The organism is Bacteroides luti (genome assembly GCF_900128905.1).
Taxonomy (GTDB): domain Bacteria; phylum Bacteroidota; class Bacteroidia; order Bacteroidales; family Bacteroidaceae; genus Bacteroides; species Bacteroides luti.
The window spans coordinates 156,531-174,136 of record NZ_FQTV01000010.1; the positions used below are offsets into that span (position 1 = coordinate 156,531).

The 17,606-nt window shown below is 35.9% G+C and carries 13 protein-coding genes; 8 read left to right on the forward strand and 5 right to left on the reverse strand.

The window, feature by feature from the left end; all coding sequences use genetic code 11:
- Window positions 1–50 precede the first annotated feature (50 nt).
- From BUC21_RS10580 to queF, 4 genes are all read left to right on the forward strand, one after another.
- The gene (locus BUC21_RS10580) at window positions 51–1,520 is read left to right on the forward strand and encodes an OmpP1/FadL family transporter (RefSeq protein ID WP_073402076.1); all 1,470 of its coding nucleotides are present in this window, start codon (window positions 51–53) and stop codon (window positions 1,518–1,520) included.
- A 255-nt stretch (window positions 1,521–1,775) separates the two neighbouring features.
- Window positions 1,776–2,456, forward strand: coding sequence for a queuosine precursor transporter (locus tag BUC21_RS10585; RefSeq protein WP_073402079.1), 681 nt, complete (start codon window positions 1,776–1,778; stop codon window positions 2,454–2,456).
- A 5-nt stretch (window positions 2,457–2,461) separates the two neighbouring features.
- Entirely contained in the window at window positions 2,462–3,118 is a 657-nt protein-coding gene (gene queC / locus BUC21_RS10590) for a 7-cyano-7-deazaguanine synthase QueC (protein ID WP_073402128.1), read from the forward strand.
- A gap of 24 nt (window positions 3,119–3,142) precedes the next feature.
- Window positions 3,143–3,598 carry a preQ(1) synthase gene (queF, locus tag BUC21_RS10595; RefSeq protein WP_073402081.1) on the forward strand — a complete coding sequence of 152 codons (456 nt, stop codon included), beginning with the start codon at window positions 3,143–3,145 and terminating at the stop codon, window positions 3,596–3,598.
- Between the two features lie 156 nt (window positions 3,599–3,754).
- Here the strand turns inward: queF and BUC21_RS10600 are convergent, their stop codons facing one another.
- Entirely contained in the window at window positions 3,755–5,557 is a 1,803-nt protein-coding gene (locus BUC21_RS10600) for a DNA polymerase III subunit gamma/tau (protein ID WP_073402083.1), read from the reverse strand.
- Window positions 5,558–5,671: 114 nt separating this feature from the next.
- Here BUC21_RS10600 and BUC21_RS10605 point away from each other — a divergent pair, with 114 nt between their 5' ends.
- From BUC21_RS10605 to BUC21_RS10615, 3 genes are read left to right on the forward strand one after another with little or no spacing between them, the layout of a single operon-like run.
- On the forward strand, window positions 5,672–6,007 hold the full coding sequence (locus BUC21_RS10605; protein ID WP_073402086.1) for an FtsB family cell division protein: 336 nt from the start codon (window positions 5,672–5,674) through the stop codon (window positions 6,005–6,007).
- A complete protein-coding gene (locus tag BUC21_RS10610; RefSeq protein WP_073402089.1) occupies window positions 6,004–6,342 on the forward strand; it encodes a hypothetical protein in 339 nt (112 codons plus the stop codon). Before BUC21_RS10605 ends, BUC21_RS10610 begins: the two co-directional genes overlap by 4 nt.
- Before the next feature lie 17 nt (window positions 6,343–6,359).
- Window positions 6,360–9,245 carry a M16 family metallopeptidase gene (locus tag BUC21_RS10615; RefSeq protein ID WP_073402092.1) on the forward strand — a complete coding sequence of 962 codons (2,886 nt, stop codon included), beginning with the start codon at window positions 6,360–6,362 and terminating at the stop codon, window positions 9,243–9,245.
- A 554-nt stretch (window positions 9,246–9,799) separates the two neighbouring features.
- Here BUC21_RS10615 and lpxA read toward each other — a convergent pair.
- From lpxA to BUC21_RS10635, 4 genes are read right to left on the reverse strand one after another with little or no spacing between them, the layout of a single operon-like run.
- On the reverse strand, window positions 9,800–10,570 hold the full coding sequence (lpxA, locus tag BUC21_RS10620; RefSeq protein WP_073402095.1) for an acyl-ACP--UDP-N-acetylglucosamine O-acyltransferase: 771 nt from the start codon (window positions 10,568–10,570) through the stop codon (window positions 9,800–9,802).
- Between the two features lie 25 nt (window positions 10,571–10,595).
- Complete coding sequence (locus BUC21_RS10625; RefSeq protein WP_073402131.1) at window positions 10,596–11,972, reverse strand: TolC family protein; 1,377 nt, start codon at window positions 11,970–11,972, stop codon at window positions 10,596–10,598.
- Window positions 11,973–11,976: 4 nt separating this feature from the next.
- Entirely contained in the window at window positions 11,977–15,165 is a 3,189-nt protein-coding gene (locus BUC21_RS10630) for an efflux RND transporter permease subunit (RefSeq protein ID WP_073402098.1), read from the reverse strand.
- 27 nt (window positions 15,166–15,192) lie between these two features.
- Window positions 15,193–16,389 carry an efflux RND transporter periplasmic adaptor subunit gene (locus BUC21_RS10635; protein WP_073402101.1) on the reverse strand — a complete coding sequence of 399 codons (1,197 nt, stop codon included), beginning with the start codon at window positions 16,387–16,389 and terminating at the stop codon, window positions 15,193–15,195.
- A 184-nt stretch (window positions 16,390–16,573) separates the two neighbouring features.
- On the opposite strand from BUC21_RS10635, the gene BUC21_RS10640 reads away from it, so the two are divergent.
- Entirely contained in the window at window positions 16,574–17,434 is an 861-nt protein-coding gene (locus BUC21_RS10640) for a helix-turn-helix domain-containing protein (RefSeq protein WP_073402104.1), read from the forward strand.
- Window positions 17,435–17,606 lie beyond the last annotated feature (172 nt).

The following is a 17,606-nucleotide window of genomic DNA, read 5'->3' on the forward strand; positions in this document are numbered from 1 at the left end:
GTGCAATTTTATACTACCTTTGCGCCTTAAATATTAAAATATAAAATCTTATGAGAAAATTATCATTGATTAGCTTTTTAATGTTAATCGTTTCAGTTCCAACCTTTGCAGGTGGACTTTTGACAAACACAAATCAGAATGTAGCCTTTCTTCGTAATATAGCTCGTGGCGCATCTACGGAAATTGATGCCGTTTATTCTAATCCGGCAGGTGTTGCTTTTTTAAATGACGGTTTTCACTTATCATTAAACGGGCAAAGTGCTTTCCAAACCAGAACTATTAATTCTACATTTGCACCTTTTGCTGGAAATGGTGGAAGTGCAACCAAAGAATTTAAAGGAGAAGCATCAGCTCCTTTTATTCCTAGTTTTCAGGCTGCTTATAAAAAAGGAAACTGGACTTTCTCTGGTAGTTTTGCTGTAACCGGTGGTGGAGGTAAAGCTACATTCAATGATGGATTGGCTTCTTTTGAATCTCAGGTGGCTATGATTCCGCCAATGCTTGTAAAAGCTGGTATTGCCGGAACAAATAAATATGATGTTAATAGTTTTATTGAAGGTCGCCAATATATTTTTGGTTTACAACTTGGAGCTACATATAAGTTAACTGATAATTTTTCTGCTTTTTTGGGAGGTAGAATGAATTATGTAAGTAACAGCTATTTTGGTTATGTTAGAGATATCAAAGCAAATATTGGTGGAGGTGAAATGATTAATGTGAATCAATACTTCACCGCCGCAGCAAATCAATATACTGCAGCCGCTGCTGCCGCAACTGCTGCGGGAAATACAGCTTTGGCTCAACAATATACTGCTGCTGCAACTTCTGCTGCCGGAGTTGCAATTAAAACTGCTGATAAAGAACTTGATTGTGATCAAAGCGGATGGGGACTTACACCTATTATTGGTTTAGATTACAAAATTGGTAAACTTAATATAGGTGCAAAATATGAATTCAGAACTAGTCTTAATATTGAGAACCAAACGAAAATAAATACTACTGGTGTTGCGGCTTATAAAGACGGAGTCAATACTCCGAATGATATCCCTGGAATGCTTACTGTTGGTGCTCAGTATTCAATACTTCCAGCTGTTCGAGCATCTTTAGGATGGAATCACTATTATGATAAGGATGCAAAGATGGCTAATGATAAGCAAAAATATTTAGGTGGAGGAACCGACGAATATCTTGCTGGTGCCGAATGGGATATTACTGACAGAATTCTTGTGAGTGGTGGATTTCAAAGTACAAATTATGAATTGCAGGATAACTACATGTCTGATATGAGTTTTACTACAAGTTCATATTCTGTAGGTATGGGTGCTGCATTTAAACTAAATAAAAGTTTAAAGGTGAATGTTGCTTATTTCTTCACTAATTACGATAAATATACTAAAGTTACTAAATCTACAGCTGAAGATGCTAAAAGCGTAGGGTATAATGGAACTGGTCTTGCTGGAACAGATGTCTTTACCCGTACAAATAAAGTATTTGGATTAGGTGTTGATTATACATTCTAACAGAAGAAGATAAACTAAAATTAAATAATATCTAGACTAACTAAACTCTCTATTTAACAACCAAACCATCTGACTGGTCTTCTTGTTCAAGAAGATCAGGTAAAGGGCAATCTTCCGATTGCCCTTTATTTTTTACTTTTAACTGATTCTTATTTTTTTCTTGCATTTTTATTCTTACATTTGCACCCGAAATTTAAAAATACGACGCCTTGAATAGAGGTCGTGTGCTTGAACACCACGTAAAAAACAAGAAAAATGAAAAGTAAAGTAACTGTTTCTTTTATGCTAATGGGCATACTTTTTAGTATGTGCCTTGTTCTTTCCAACATTCTCGCAGTAAAACAATTCGAAATCTTTGGTTTTCCATCAACTGCAGGATTGATTATTTTCCCTATTTCTTATGTTATTAATGACTGCATTACAGAGGTGTGGGGATTTCGTAAAGCAAGACTTATAATTTGGATTGCCTTCGCTGTTAATTTCCTGGCAATTTTGCTATTTCAAGCTTCAGTAGCTCTGACTCCGGCTCCACATTGGACGATGCAGAGTTCTTATGCTTCCGTTCTTGCGCAAACTCCTCGTATTGCACTTGCAAGTTTGCTTGCTTTTTTGGTCGGTTCATTTCTTAATTCCTATGTAATGAGTAAGATGAAGATTCTGCATAAGGGGAAGAAGTTTGGACAACGCGCTATTGCTTCTACTTTAGTAGGAGAAATGGCTGATACTTTCGTTTTTACTACTATCGGGTTTCTTTTTGTAATCCCTACAAGTATAGTGTTTCAGATTATAGTTGTTGAGACTATTGCTAAAACATTATTTGAAATATTGGTTCTTCCTATTACACGTAGAGTAGTAAATTATGTGAAGCTTACTGAAGAAACGGATGTTTATGATGAAGATATTTCTTATAGCGTAATTAAAATAAAAGAAATTTAATGAGAATGAGTAATGAGTCTGCTGTGGTATTATTTAGCGGTGGACAGGATTCGACTACATGTCTCTTTTGGGCAAAAAGACATTTTAAGAAAGTATATGCTTTGAGCTTTCTTTATGGGCAGAAACATCAGAAAGAGGTGGATATTGCACGTAATATTGCCGAAAAAGCTGATGTGGAATTTCATTTGATGGATGCTTCATTTATTAGTAAATTAGGAAGCAATTCTTTAACTGATAGTTCTATTGAAATGGATCAGGAGAAACCTGCTGACTCTTTTCCTAATACATTTGTACCTGGACGAAATTTGTTCTTTTTGAGTATTGCTGCTGTTTTTGCCAGAGAGAAAGGAGTTCGTCATTTGGTTACCGGAGTTTCGCAAACAGACTTTAGTGGTTATCCGGATTGCAGAGATTCATTCGTGAAATCATTGAATGTAACACTTAATCTGGCTATGGATGAACAGTTTGTTATTCACACGCCTTTAATGTGGATTGATAAAACTGAAACATGGGCATTGGCAGATGAACTAGGAGTGTTTGAACTTGTTCGCAATGAAACGTTGACTTGTTATAATGGTATTCCGGCTGATGGCTGTGGACACTGTCCGGCTTGCAAGCTCAGAAATCATGGATTGCAAGAATATCTGAAAAGAAAAAACTAGATCGATAATATAAAAATAGGAATAATGACAGATTTAAAGGATCAACTATCTATATTGGGAAGAGCAACTGAATATAAAAATGTATATGCTCCCGAAGTGCTGGAAGCTTTTGATAATAAGCATCCGGAAAATGATTACTGGGTACAGTTTAATTGTCCCGAATTTACTAGCCTTTGTCCGATTACCGGGCAACCTGATTTTGCTGAAATTCGGATTTCTTATCTTCCTGATGTGAAAATGGTTGAGAGTAAAAGTCTGAAGTTATACATGTTTAGTTTTCGTAACCATGGTGCTTTTCACGAAGACTGTGTTAATATAATAATGAAGGATTTAATTCGCCTGATGGATCCTAAGTATATAGAAGTAACAGGAATATTCACTCCTCGAGGTGGTATTTCCATTTACCCATATTGTAATTATGGTCGTCCGGGAACGAAATATGAAGAAATGGCGAGTTATCGCCTGATGAACAGAAAATAAAACTGTTTATCTACCCTAACCAGTTATACTTAAGAATCAGGGCTATCCTTTTGGATAGCCCTTACCTTTTTATTCTGACAATTAATTGAACTCTTCAAACTCTTTAAAATCTTCCTTTAAACGTAGATTTATACAAATTGTAATAGTTCGTTGTATTTAATTGAGTTCTAACCCAAAAGCTTCTTTTAGCTTAATTAGTTCAGGATTTTTTTGAGCCATCATTTGAAAACGCTCAACCCTGCTGTACGCACGTACCACTTCTTGTTCCTCGCTTACACGAACTGTCATCGTAATTTTACTATTATTTAACTGGGCTCGCAAATAATTCTGAATTGCAGGAATCATATTGGTCATGTCTTTTGCCACAATCTCATTATCTACAACCATTTCAATGGATGTATCCGAGATTAATTTAGCAGGAGAATTCTTCATGCGCATCATAATTCCTCTTTGCTCTATAGGTAGAGACTGAGCAAACTCAATCCAGTAGTGACTCAGATCTCTCTCGTTAAAAGCATAATCTTCTTCATGCCTTTTAAGAGCTGGGCCAGATTCAGTTACTTTTGTCTGCTGCTCTTGCTCGTTCTTATAAGGATTCTTGATCGAGATTCCTAAACTGCCGGCTTTCATTACCGGAACCTTCTTTTCTTCCTTAACTTTTATGTTTGTTACAGGACTGGTATGAGCCGATGAAACAACAGCAGACGGTGCAGCATTAGTATTATTTGATGCAGAGGCTGGAGCCGTTTGTTGGTTCTGAGAAACAGGTGCAGCTACTTGTTGCTGTACCGCAGCATTATTTTGCTGGTTGAATATTGGTTTTATAGCTTGTTTAGGGCTACGCCCATGACTCACATCATCTGGTTCTGCAGTAAGTTGCGCTATCTGAATTAGCGTTAGTTCCACTAAAAAACGTTTGTTTTTGCTTACACGATAACTCAGATCACATTCATTGGCAAGCTTCATTGCTTTGTAAAGAAACTGAGGTTTGCATTTGGCTGCTTGTTCTTTATATCTGTTGCGAATGCTGGCACCAACTTCCAGAAGCTGAAGAGTTGATTCATCTTTGCTAACTAGCAGATCACGAAAATGTGAAGCCAGCCCAGTTATAAAGTGACTACCTTCAAAGCCTTTATTCAAAATATCATTGAAGATAAGTAGTGAATCGCTAACATTATTTTCAATAAACTTATCGGTTAATTTGAAATAATATTCATAATCAAGAACGTTCAGATTCTCGATTACACTTTGATACTGCACATTCCCGGCAGTGAAACTTACTACCTGGTCGAAAATGGATAAAGCATCACGCATACCGCCGTCAGCTTTCTGAGCGATAACATTTAAAGCTTCGGGCTCAGCATTTATTCCTTCCTGTTGAGCAACATGTGCAAGGTGGCTTACAGTGTCTTGTACACTGATTCTATTAAAATCATAAATCTGGCAGCGAGACAGAATTGTAGGCAGCAGTTTATGCTTCTCTGTTGTTGCAAGAATAAAAATAGCATGTTTGGGTGGTTCTTCCAATGTTTTAAGAAAAGCATTGAATGCTGCTGTAGATAGCATGTGAACCTCATCAATGATATATACTTTATATTTACCAATTTGTGGCGGGATGCGAACCTGCTCTATCAAAAGCCGAATATCATCTACGCTATTGTTTGAAGCTGCATCTAGTTCATGAATGTTATACGAACGTTGTTCATTGAACGCTTTACATGATTCACATTCATTACACGCTTCACCATCGGCTGTAGGAGTCAAACAATTGATTGTTTTAGCAAAAATACGGGCGCAAGTAGTTTTTCCTACACCACGTGGACCACAAAATAAATATGCATGTGCTAGCTTCTGGGCAGCAATTGCATTCTTTAATGTTGTAGTTAATGACTTTTGGCCTACTACCGATTCAAAAGTGGAAGGACGATATTTACGAGCCGATACTATATAATTTTCCATGTTTTCGGGATTCTTCTTTTTCTATCAGTGCAAATGTACATTAAATTATCGATTATTAAAATGTAGGTTAAGAAATATTTCTATCTTTGTATCCATATTCAACTTGATGAAAAAATGAGTAAACTTCATACAATTTGGGAATTTATCAGAAGACATAAGTACTTGATTACAATACTTATTTTTGTGACTATTATCGGCTTTCTCGATGAGAATAGTATGGTGCGTCGCATCTCTAATATTCGTAAAATAAACAAACTTCACGAAAGCATAAGAGAATATCAGGCGGATTATGATGAAAACACAAAACGATTGAATGAGTTGACTACTAATCCGCGTTCTATTGAAAAGGTGGCACGTGAAAAATATCTGATGAAGAAGCCTAATGAAGATATTTATATCATTCAAGATGATGAACAAGACACAACTGTAAAAGAAGAACCTCAAAAATGAAAAAATATCAATCGTTAATCTTTATTATTGGAGCAGTACTTTTGCTTATAGGAGCAGCATCTTATATTACTAACTGGAGTCTTTCTCCATATATTTATTGTATTGGGGCTCTGGCTATTGCTGTAGTTCAGATATATTCTTCGTATAAAGGTAATAATGTTGTTTTAAAGCGACTTTATAACCAACAGGTATTTGGAGCTGTTTTCCTGATAATTACTGGCGTGTTGATGTTTACACTTCCTCACGGTAACGAATGGATGTTAACTCTTACCATTGCTGCAGTTATCGAACTCTATACTGCTTTTCGGATTCCGCAGGAAGAAGGAAAGAAATAGAAATTATTTAATCAAAAATGAAAAAAATCGTGTTATCAGCAATCTTTGGTAGTTTGTTGAGCGGGTCTGCGCACGCTCAACTTTCGGAATCTCTTAATGTAAAAGAGTTCAAATTAAGCAATGGTCTTTCAGTCTGGCTTAATGAAGATCATTCTCAGCCTAAAATTTTTGGTGCAGTTGTAGTTAAAGCGGGATCGAAAGATTGTCCCAATACTGGTATTGCTCATTATTTTGAGCATATGATGTTTAAAGGGACTGATAAGATTGGAACTATAAATTATAGTGAAGAGAAAATCTTATTAGATTCTATTGCTCAGAAGTATGATGAGCTTGCAATAACTAAAGATGAAGCTAAACGTAAACAGATTCAGAAGGAAATAAATGAATTGAGTATTCGTTCTTCAAAATATGTCATTCCTAATGAGTACGACCGCCTTATCTCAAAATATGGAGGAAGTCGTTTAAATGCAGGTACTTCTTACGATTGTACTATTTACCACAATGAATTTTCACCTCAGTATATAAATCAGTGGGCAGAGCTTAATAGCGAACGTTTAATGAATCCTGTCTTCCGCCTGTTTCAAAGTGAACTTGAAACAGTGTATGAGGAGAAGAATATGTATAATGACATGATGGGATATCAGGCTTTAGAAAAAGTTGCAGAGCGTTTCTTTACTCCTCATCCCTATGCTTTCCCTATTGTAGGAAGTACGGAAAATCTTAAAAATCCACAGCTTTCTGAGATGAGAAAGTTTTTCGAGAAATACTATGTTTCCGGTAATATGGGACTTATATTAAGTGGTGATTTCAAAGCAGAAGAAGTTCTTCCGGTATTAGAAAAAACATTCTCAAGAATAAGAAAAGGGGATGCACCGAAAAGAGATATTGTGCCCTTGCCGCCTTTTTCAGGGGTGGAAGAATTTAAAATAAAAGTGCCAATTCCAATAGTTAAGGCACTGGTTCTGGGTTGGAGAGGTGTTCCTGCTAATCACGAAGACGAAGTTGCACTTCGTATTGCTATGGGGATTCTAAATAATGATAATAGTACCGGATATCTTGATAAACTGGCTGTGGATGGCAAAATTATGGAATCCAAAGCTTTGAATCTTAGTATGAATGAAGCCGGAGTAGTGGGAGTACTGACTGTTCCGAAACTGCTGTTCCAGTCATATTCTGGAGCTAAGAAGCTTGTAATGCACGAAATAGACAGAGTGAAAAAAGGAGATTTCTCGGATGAAGTTTTTAATAGTCTCAAATTAGAGCAAAAAAGGAATTATATTAAAAACCTGGAAAACATAGACTCACGTGCTCAAAAAATGTTGTCTCTATTCTCTGAAGGTAAAAGCTGGACCGATTATCTTAATGAAGTTAAGAAGATAGATGATCTTACAAAAGATGATATAGTAAAAATTGCAAATAAATATTTCACAGATAATTATCTTCAGGTAAAAAAGAAAACAGGAAACTATCCTAAGAATAATCTGAAAAAACCGGGATTTGCACCTATAATTCCTCAAAATTCGGAATCGAAATCAGATTTTGCCAAGGAAATGGAGCAGATAAAGACATTAGATGCACATCCTCGCTTTCTCGATTTTAAGAATGATGCCAAAGTAATTCAGGTAGCTCCTAAGGTTGTTCTTTATGCTGCATCTAATCCGCAGAATGATATATTCACTTTAAATATAGAATATGGTAAAGGAACTTTAGAGTCAAAACTTTTAAGTCCAATGGCTACTTACCTGAATCTTTTAGGAACAGATTCTTCTTCTTTTGATCAATTCAGAGCCAGATTACAAAATTTGGGTAGCACCTTATCTTTTGCTGCCGAACAGAATAAATTTAGTGTTGAAGTATCCGGATTTGATAAGAATTTTCAAGCAACAGTAGAACTCGTTGCCGACTTCTTTAATCATGCAAAGGCGGAACCTAAAAAGATGAAGCAGGTAGTTGATGAGGCTAAACTGAGAGTCAAAGCCATTAAACGTTCTCCGGATGAGTTGGCTAATGCACTGCTAGACAAAGTGCGTTACGGAGATAAATCCGAATACCTGAACCGGCTATCTGTTTCTGAAATAAAGAAACTCAAAGGACAGGATTTGATTTCTGAATTTAATAGCATTCAGAAGGTTGAATGTAATATACATTATTGCGGTAATATAGCAACCGAAACTGTTGTTGACCAAATAAATAAGAATCTCGGAGTAGAAAAGGTTAATGTACCTTCGCAAACTCCGGTTTGCAGAGAAGAAAAGGAATATAAAGAGCAAACCGTTTATTTTATTGATGATCCGAAATCATCTCAAAGTATTATAGGCGGTTACATCAGAGGAGGAGTAAACAACAACTCTTCAGAACGTTATCAATCGGCTTTGTTTAACAGCTATTTTGGTGGGAGCATGAGTTCTGTACTATTTCAGCAAATTCGTGAATTCCGTTCTTTAGCTTACAGAGTACGTGCAACATACAAGCTACCTCCGTATAAATACAGTGATAAGAATGGTCAGCTGGTGGCAATACTTTCAACTCAGTGTGATAAAACAACTGATGCAATGGGAATTCTTGATTCATTGATTAAACAGATGCCTGAAACAGCAGAACGTATTGAGATTGCCCGACAAGATGTTGTAAACAGGGCTAATAATGAATATCCTTCTTTGCGCGAACGTTCCTTAAAGATTTCATTTTTAATAAAAGAGGGATATACTTCCGACCCGAATAAAGACATTATTGCGAACGTTAGCAACCTTGATATTAAAGATTTGGTAAACTTCTATAATCAGAATGTAAAAGACCGTACTATAACATATGTGGTTGTAGGAAATTCTAAGAAAATTGATATGACTAAGCTTTCATCCTTTGGAAAGATTATAAAAGTTAAGTCGAAAGATGTATTCAAATAGCAATATTAAATAGAAGCATAAATCTATCTTCGTTTTATTGAAAGTATAATCGGAGATAAAAAACTATCAGGCCGGAGTCTTGCTAAACTTTGGCCTGTTCTTTTAAAAGATACACCGGATGTTTGTATATTCTTGTACAAAAGAATGCATTCTTCTGTACAAAAGATTTAATTGTTCTGTACAGAAGATTACATTCTTTTGTACAAGATATTATTAATGTCTGGTTTTGAAAATATAAAACTACTCGGGCTATTTAAAGAACTCCGGTGGCATTTTAATGAAAAGTAGGAGTGGTGTAATAAAGAGAAACACTACATAAATTTTAATTTTGCAAAATTGATCTAGCAATCTAGCAGTTGACGTGTAACTTCCTGGTAATTAGTGTATAAAAACTGCTAGATCAAATTTATTTGTTCTAGCAGTGATCTAGCAATCTAGCACCTTTAATTGGCCAAAAAGTTCCAATTTTAATCACTGTTGAGATAATAAAAAAAGTCGCAAGCCATTTTATTTTTTATGGCTTACGACTTTTATAATAAAGGTAAAAAGTATGCTTAAATTAGTCCTTTATTGGAGTTCTTGATAAAGTTTATGATATTTTCTATCTCATCACTCATTGGAACCTCTTGTACTACTCTTATTAATGCATCGGCAATACTTACTTTTGAATGGAAAATTAATCCATAAGCCTGAGCAATGTGCTGAATTATCTTTTCTGAAACATTATGATGTTTAAGTACTTCAACATTAACTCCATAATAACTGGTAGGATTTGTTGTAGTGACAATATATGGAGGAACATCTTTCTTTAAGCGACATCCTCCTTGTACCAGACTCCAGGCACCAACACGGGTATCCTGAAACATACTAACCATTGAACTGAATATAACATGAGAACCGATAACACAGTTTCCGGCAATAACAGATTTTATGCCTATTACACAATGGTCTGCTATATTGCAATCATGGCAAATATGCACACCATCCATAATAAAGTTGTTATCACCGATAACAGATTTTCCGGTACTGCTGGATGAACGGCTGATTACTATATTTTCACGAAATACATTATTATTTCCAATTTCAAGAATTGTATCTCCACCGTGATATGAAAAATCTTGTGGAGTAGCACCAAGAACAGTGTTCTGGAAAACCTGATTATTGTTTCCCATGCGAGTTCCGTTTAAAATACTTGCATTAGGCATAATGACGCAATTATCTCCGATTACCACATTTTTATCAATGTATGCAAAAGGATGTATAACTACACCTTCTCCGATTTTAGCTTCCGGATCAACATAAGCCAATGGGCTGATTGTATTCATATGCATTTTATTTAAAGTTTATGTATTATCTTCCACCTCCCAGAGCCTGATAAAGATTGATAACGGCCTGAATCCGTTCAAAACTATCTTTAACATCTGATAACTGAGCACTCAATAATGATTGCTTGGCAGTTAAAACTTCTAAGTATGTAGATGACTGGTATTTCATTAATTGCATTGTTTTATCAACACTACTTTCCAATGATTGAATCTGCAGTTTGCGTTGAACACACTTTTCATTGGAAGACTGGAACTGGTAAAGAGCATTGCTAACTTCAGAGCCAGCATTTAATATACTTTTCTGGAAAGTAAGTAGTGCTTCTTCTTGTTGAGCCTTGGCAATCTTTAATTTTGCAACATTAGCACCTCTGTCAAATATTGGCTGAGTTAAAGAACCAACTGCAGAAGCAATGAATTTTGCCGGATTAATAATTGCACCTCCGGCGCTGTTTGTCCATCCGGCCGATCCATTTATTGTAATTTTAGGATAGAATGCCGAGCGTGCCTGGTTTGTATAATAGTAACTACCAGCCAATGCCATCTCTGCTTGTTTCACGTCCGGACGGTTAGAAAGCATTTGTACAGGAATACCTGCAGATAAATGCTCTGGCATTTGTTGTTCAGCCAATGTTCCACGTTCAATCTGCTGTGGAGCTTGCCCAAGAAGCAGTGATAATGTATTTTCAGTTTCCCGGATCTGCTTTTTCAAATCAGGTATACTTGCATTTATTGTATAATAATTAGCTTCGCTTTGAGCTACTGCAGCTTCATTAGTAAGACCTGCTTGTTTCATTATCTTCATGGCCTTAACATTTTCTCCCCAGTTTTTTGCTGTTTGTTCTGTTATAGCCAACTGCTTGTCGAGCATTAACAAAGTGTAATAACAGTTAGCTACATTGGCAATAACCTGAGTTTGCACAGCCTGGCGATATGCTTCACTTTGCAATAGTGAAGCTTTTGCTTCGCGTTTTGCATTCAGGATATTTCCAAAGATATCTAACTCCCAACTAGCTGTAACTGGTAACTGATATGTCTTTGTTGCAGCCTTGCCGTCAAAGCTACTGATTGTTCCCTGTGGCGATAATGAAAGAGATGGAAGAAATGCAAGACGAGCAGCTGTTAATATTGACTTTACTTCTTCAACTTTAAGCATTGCAGTCTGTAAATCAAGATTGCTTGATAAACTTTTCTCTATCAGATTCTGAAGCTTGGGATCTTTGAATACTTCTTTCCATGGAAGATTACCCATATTGGTTGTATCGGAAGCTAGCGTATCTTTAACAGAAACTGTATCCCGGTACATGCCAGAGACATCAACCTTTGGTCTTTCGTATGTTTTGTAGATGTTGCAACTGCTTAATACAGCAGTTGCACACATCATTCCTATTATTTGTTTTTTCATTCCGTTATTCATTATCAATTTTACTATATTGTTCAAGTTCAGGAATTGCTTCACTGACATCCATTCCTGTCTTTTGTATAGGTTTGATCTTTTCCTGTAGATATTCAAATGCCACGAATAATCCCGGCACAACAAATATCTGACAGATTACACCAATCAACATACCTCCAACAGCACCACCACCAAGAGTACGGTTACCGTTTGCACCAACTCCGCTAGCAAACATCAAAGGCAACAGACCGATAATCATTGCCAGAGATGTCATCAAAATAGGACGTAAACGAGCTGTTGCACCCAATATGGCAGAATAGGTTACACTCATGCCTGAATGTCTTCTTTGAAGAGCAAACTCAGTGATTAGAATGGCATTTTTAGCTAACAATCCAATCAACATAATCAACGCAATCTGCAGGTAAATATCGTTTTGAGTTCCCATAAACTGTGCAAATACGAATGCTCCGGCCAAACCGAATGGAATGGATAGGATTACTACAAGTGGCAATATATAACTTTCATATTGTGCACTAAGCAATAAGTAAACGAAGACAATACACAGAACAAACACAATTGCAGTGGTACTTCCTCCGGTACTTTGCTCTTCACGAGTCATACCAGAGAACTCATATCCATATCCTGTTGGTAGAGTTTGAGCAGCAACCTCTTCAATAGCTTTGATGGCTTCACCCGAAGCAAAACCTGGTTTCGGAGCTCCGTTTATAGTCATAGAGGTAAACATGTTAAATCTGTTGATTACATCCGGACCATAAACTTTCTTTATTGTCATAAATTGACTGATTGGAGCCATCTCACTGCCGTTACGAACATATATACTGTTCAGCGTTTCCGGACTAATACGATATTTGGCATCGGCCTGAACATATACCCTGTATAATTTACCAAAACGGTTAAAGTTAGAAACATACATACCACCATAATATCCCTGAAGAGTTTCAAGAATAGCATTTGGACTTATGCCTGCTTGCTTACATTTAGCTGCATCTACATCAACCTGATATTGAGGGAAATTAGGATTAAATGAAGTCATTGCTCTTGCAATTTCCGGTCGCTGATTTAATGCTGCCAGGAAGTTCTGAGAAACTTTACTAAAGTTATCCAGACTACCACCTGTCTTGTCCTGAAGGTTCATTTCAAAACCATTAGTCATACTGTAACCTGAAATCATTGGAGGAGCAAAGATAAGTATTTGCGCATCTTTTATGCTTGCAGTTTGCTGGTATAACATACCAATAACACTATTAACATCTTGTCCTTTTCCCTTACGTTCATCCCAATTGCGAAGCTTGCAGAAGAAACTACCGTAAGAACTACCCGCACCGGATAAAAGTCCATAACCTCCAATTTGTATATTGGTTTCAATCAAAGGATTGGATTTTAGTATATCATTTACTTTTTTCAATGTTTCTTCAGTACGTTCCAATGATGTTCCCGGTGCCATGTTTACTGACATCATGAAAGTTCCGGTATCTTCATTTGGCACCATTCCAGATGGAGTAAATTTCATTAATACTACCAGCAAAATGAAACTTATGATAACCAAACCAAATGATATCCATTTATGTTTGATGATTCGTGATATACTACCTTTATATTTTTCCAGTAACTTATCATAAGTTGTATTAAAAGCTATATGGAAACGTTCCATAAAACTCGTTTTACTATTATCTCCTTCTTTATTATGTGGTTTTAGCAATATAGCACATAATGCCGGGCTAAGGGTTAATGCATTTAATGCCGATAAGCCAATTGCAACAGCCATTGTAACTCCAAACTGACGATAGAATACACCCGAAGTTCCTCCCATGAAACTTACAGGGACAAACACAGACATCATTACCAGGGTTATTGAAAGGATAGCGCCAGAAATTTCACTCATAGCATCAATCGAAGCTAGTTTTGCCGATTTATATCCCTGGTCTATTTTGGCGTGGACCGCCTCAACCACCACTATGGCATCGTCCACCACTATGGCTATGGCCAGTACCAATGCGCTTAAAGTTAATAAATTGATACTAAATCCAAATAATTTCAGCATTAAGAAAGTACCAATCAAAGCTACCGGTATAGCAATTGCCGGGATAAGTGTGGAACGGAAATCCTGCAAGAAAATATACACTACTAATACTACAAGTATAAAGGCTTCCAATAATGTCTTGAGTACTTCATAAATTGAAGCAAACAAGAAGTCATTGGTATTCATCATTATATTGTATTTAACTCCTGAAGGCAAGGACTTCTCTGTATCCTTCATCAAAGAAGTCACGTTCTTGATAATTTCAGTAGCATTAGAACCTGGAGTTTGATATATAATACAAGTTACTCCGTTACGTCCGTTTGTATAACTATTTACACTGATTGACTGAGCTCCTAATTCAATACGCGCAACATCTTTAAGTCTTAAAACATTTCCGTCTGCAGAGGCTCTGATAACAATATTCTCAAATTCTTCTGTTTTCTGAAGACGACCTTTTGTCTTCATTGTATATTGAAAAGACTGCTTTCCGTCTTCACCAAATTGCCCAGGTGCAGCTTCAATATTTTGTTCAGCCAGTGCAGCAGATACATCGCCTGGCATTAGTTTATATTGAGCCATTACTTCAGGCTTGAGCCATATACGCATAGAGTATTCACGTGCGCCCATAACACTAGCATCACCGACTCCAGGTACACGCATAATTTGTGGTACGATGTTTATCTTAGCATAGTTCTGCAAGAATGTTTGGTCGTACTTATTGTCTGAACTATAGACGGAAAATACCATCAACATACTAGTTTGGCGTTTACTTGTAATAACTCCTACTTTGGTAACTTCTGCCGGTAGCAATCCTTGTGCTTTTGTTACACGGTTCTGTACATTTACGGCAGCCATATCAGGGTCACTTCCCTGTTTAAAGTATACATTAATCGTTGCCATTCCATTGTTTGAGGCACTAGATGTCATGTATGTCATATTTTCCACACCGTTGATTGATTCTTCAAGTGGAGCAATCACACTGTTCATTACCGTCTGTGCATTTGCTCCCGTATACATTGTACTAACCTGAATGGTAGGAGGGGCAATATTAGGATATTGTTCGACTGGTAAAGATACAAGCCCGATTATACCCAAAACAACAACAAATATTGATATAACTGTTGAGAGTACCGGGCGGTTTATAAATTTATCTAATTTCATATTTCTTCTGTTTTAATATACACCTATTTACTTAGAAGCTTTTTCAGAAGATTGTTGTGCCTGAGCTTGTTTGGCAGCAGCTTGTTCCGGAGTTATTTCCTTAATTTGCATGCCATCTTTAAGTGTGCCTACACCTTCGGTAACAATTTTATCACCAGCTTTCAGGCCAGATGTTACAATATAATTCTGACCATCATCTAAAGAGAATATTTCAATAGGAGTACTTTTTACTGTTGATTTGCTATCAACTACATATGCATACTTTTTATCTTGTATCTCATAAGTTGCTTTCTGAGGAATAACAATACAGTTATTCATTTTATAAGGGATCAATACAGACCCTGTACCTCCACTTCTTAAAGTGCGGTTTTTATTAGGGAATTTAGCACGTACATTTACAGAACCTGTACTTTGATCAATAACTCCACTCATAGTTTCTACTTTGCCGGTTTCACCATAGATACTTCCATCTATCATTTGCAATTCAACATTAGACATTTTCTTAAGTATATCTTTTTGTGAATTACCTTCGTTGGTAAGACTTAAAAGTTGTCTTTCGGTCATTGAAAAATAAGCATACATATCTGAAATATCAGAAACTGTAGTAAGTGGTGTAACTGTGCTTGGGCTAGCTAAACTTCCTACACGGAAAGGTATGCTTCCTACAACTCCATTTGATGGACTTGTAACTCTTGTAAATGATAAGTTCTTTTTAGCAGAAATAAGCTGTGCGTTAGCTTGTGCTAATGCAGCTTTACTTGATAAAAGAGCGTTTTCTGCAGTCTGCAGATCATAAGAACCTATTATATTATTCTTTGCAAGCTCTCTTTTATTTTCGGCTGTTAGCTTAGCGGTTGCTACGTTTGCTTTAGCAACATTGACAGACGCCATAGCAACATTAACAGCTTCCTGATATTGAACAGGATCAATAATAAAAAGAGTCTGGCCTTTATGAACAACAGAACCTTCATCTACACATAATTTAGTTATCGTTCCTGAAACCTGAGGACGAATTTCAATATCCTGCTTTCCTTTTATTGTAGCAGGATATGAACTTTTTAGTTCCACATCAGATGTTTTCAATACTGTAACTGCGTATTCCTGAACCATATCTTTTCCCGCCATATTTCCACTCTTTTTACATGAGCTAAGGGATAGACATACTAATAAAACTCCAACTATTGAGAGTGGAGTAACAAACAATCTACTAATGTTCTTAATCATAAGATAAACATAATTAGTTAATATACTTTTTACCTAAATTAATCTTTGCAAAGTTCATAATAATCGAATAAGCCAGAAAGTCCTAAAATTCATTATAATTGGTCTATATTTCATTATGTTATTGTTGTATTAACAAATATATACTATTTTTGTGGTCTAAAAAGAATTAATAATAAATAAAATCATGAATAAATCATCTTTTTTATTTAGTAAGAATTTGGTTTCAATAGAGGACGATTTTATCATGTATTCTGATATCAATAGATCTCATGTTTTAGAATACCCTATACATGCTGAAAAATCATATATAATTTTTTGTCTTGAAGGATCTGCTGAAATAGAAATTAATCTTGAGAAACGCGTTGTATCTAAAAATGAAATAGTTTTAATTTCATTAAATTCTATAGTATTTCATCGTGAAATGAGTGATGATTTTCGAGTTGCTTTTTTTTCTGTTTCAAAAAATATTACGGAAGAATTATTGAACTACTTGCGAAAATATCCGCCTGTTTTTCTGTTGAAGCCTGATTTTCCTTCTATTATGTTGACTGATGAAGAGATGGAAGAAGCTATGCGTTTTTTTCAGCTTATGTGGAATGTTGTAGAAGATGTTGAGAATGATCATAGAACAGAGATGCTGAAGCATCTGTTATGTGCTTTGCTTATAAAGATTCATGGACATGCTAGTAAATATATGAATAATACTGTTCCCATTTCTCGAAAAGAAGAAATGGTAAGGCAGTTTTTTTTATTGGTTTCAGAGTATTTGAAAGAATCCAAAGATGTTTCTTTTTACGCCAATAAGCTTTGTGTATCTCCAAAATACTTATCCTCTTTAGTAAAACAAGCTATTGGTAAGCCGGCCAAAGAGTGTATAGATTATTGCGTCGTTTTAGAAAGTAAACTAATGCTTAGGTCTTCGTGCACAATTCAGGAAATATCTCAGGAATTGAATTTCCCCAACCAATCTTTTTTTGGAAAATACTTCAAAAAACATACGGGTGTATCTCCGCTTCATTACAGAAGATCAATATTAAAACAATAAATTAGTTTTTTTCAAAAAACATCTCCCACCTGCTACTAATTTTGCTTAAAAGTCTTTGTTTATAGGCTTTATGATTGGTGGGAGTCCCTATGTTTGTAATTAATATGCAGAAAAACAAAGCATAAGCCAAGAGCATTAATATATTTGAGGTATCAGTCTTAAACAATTAAAT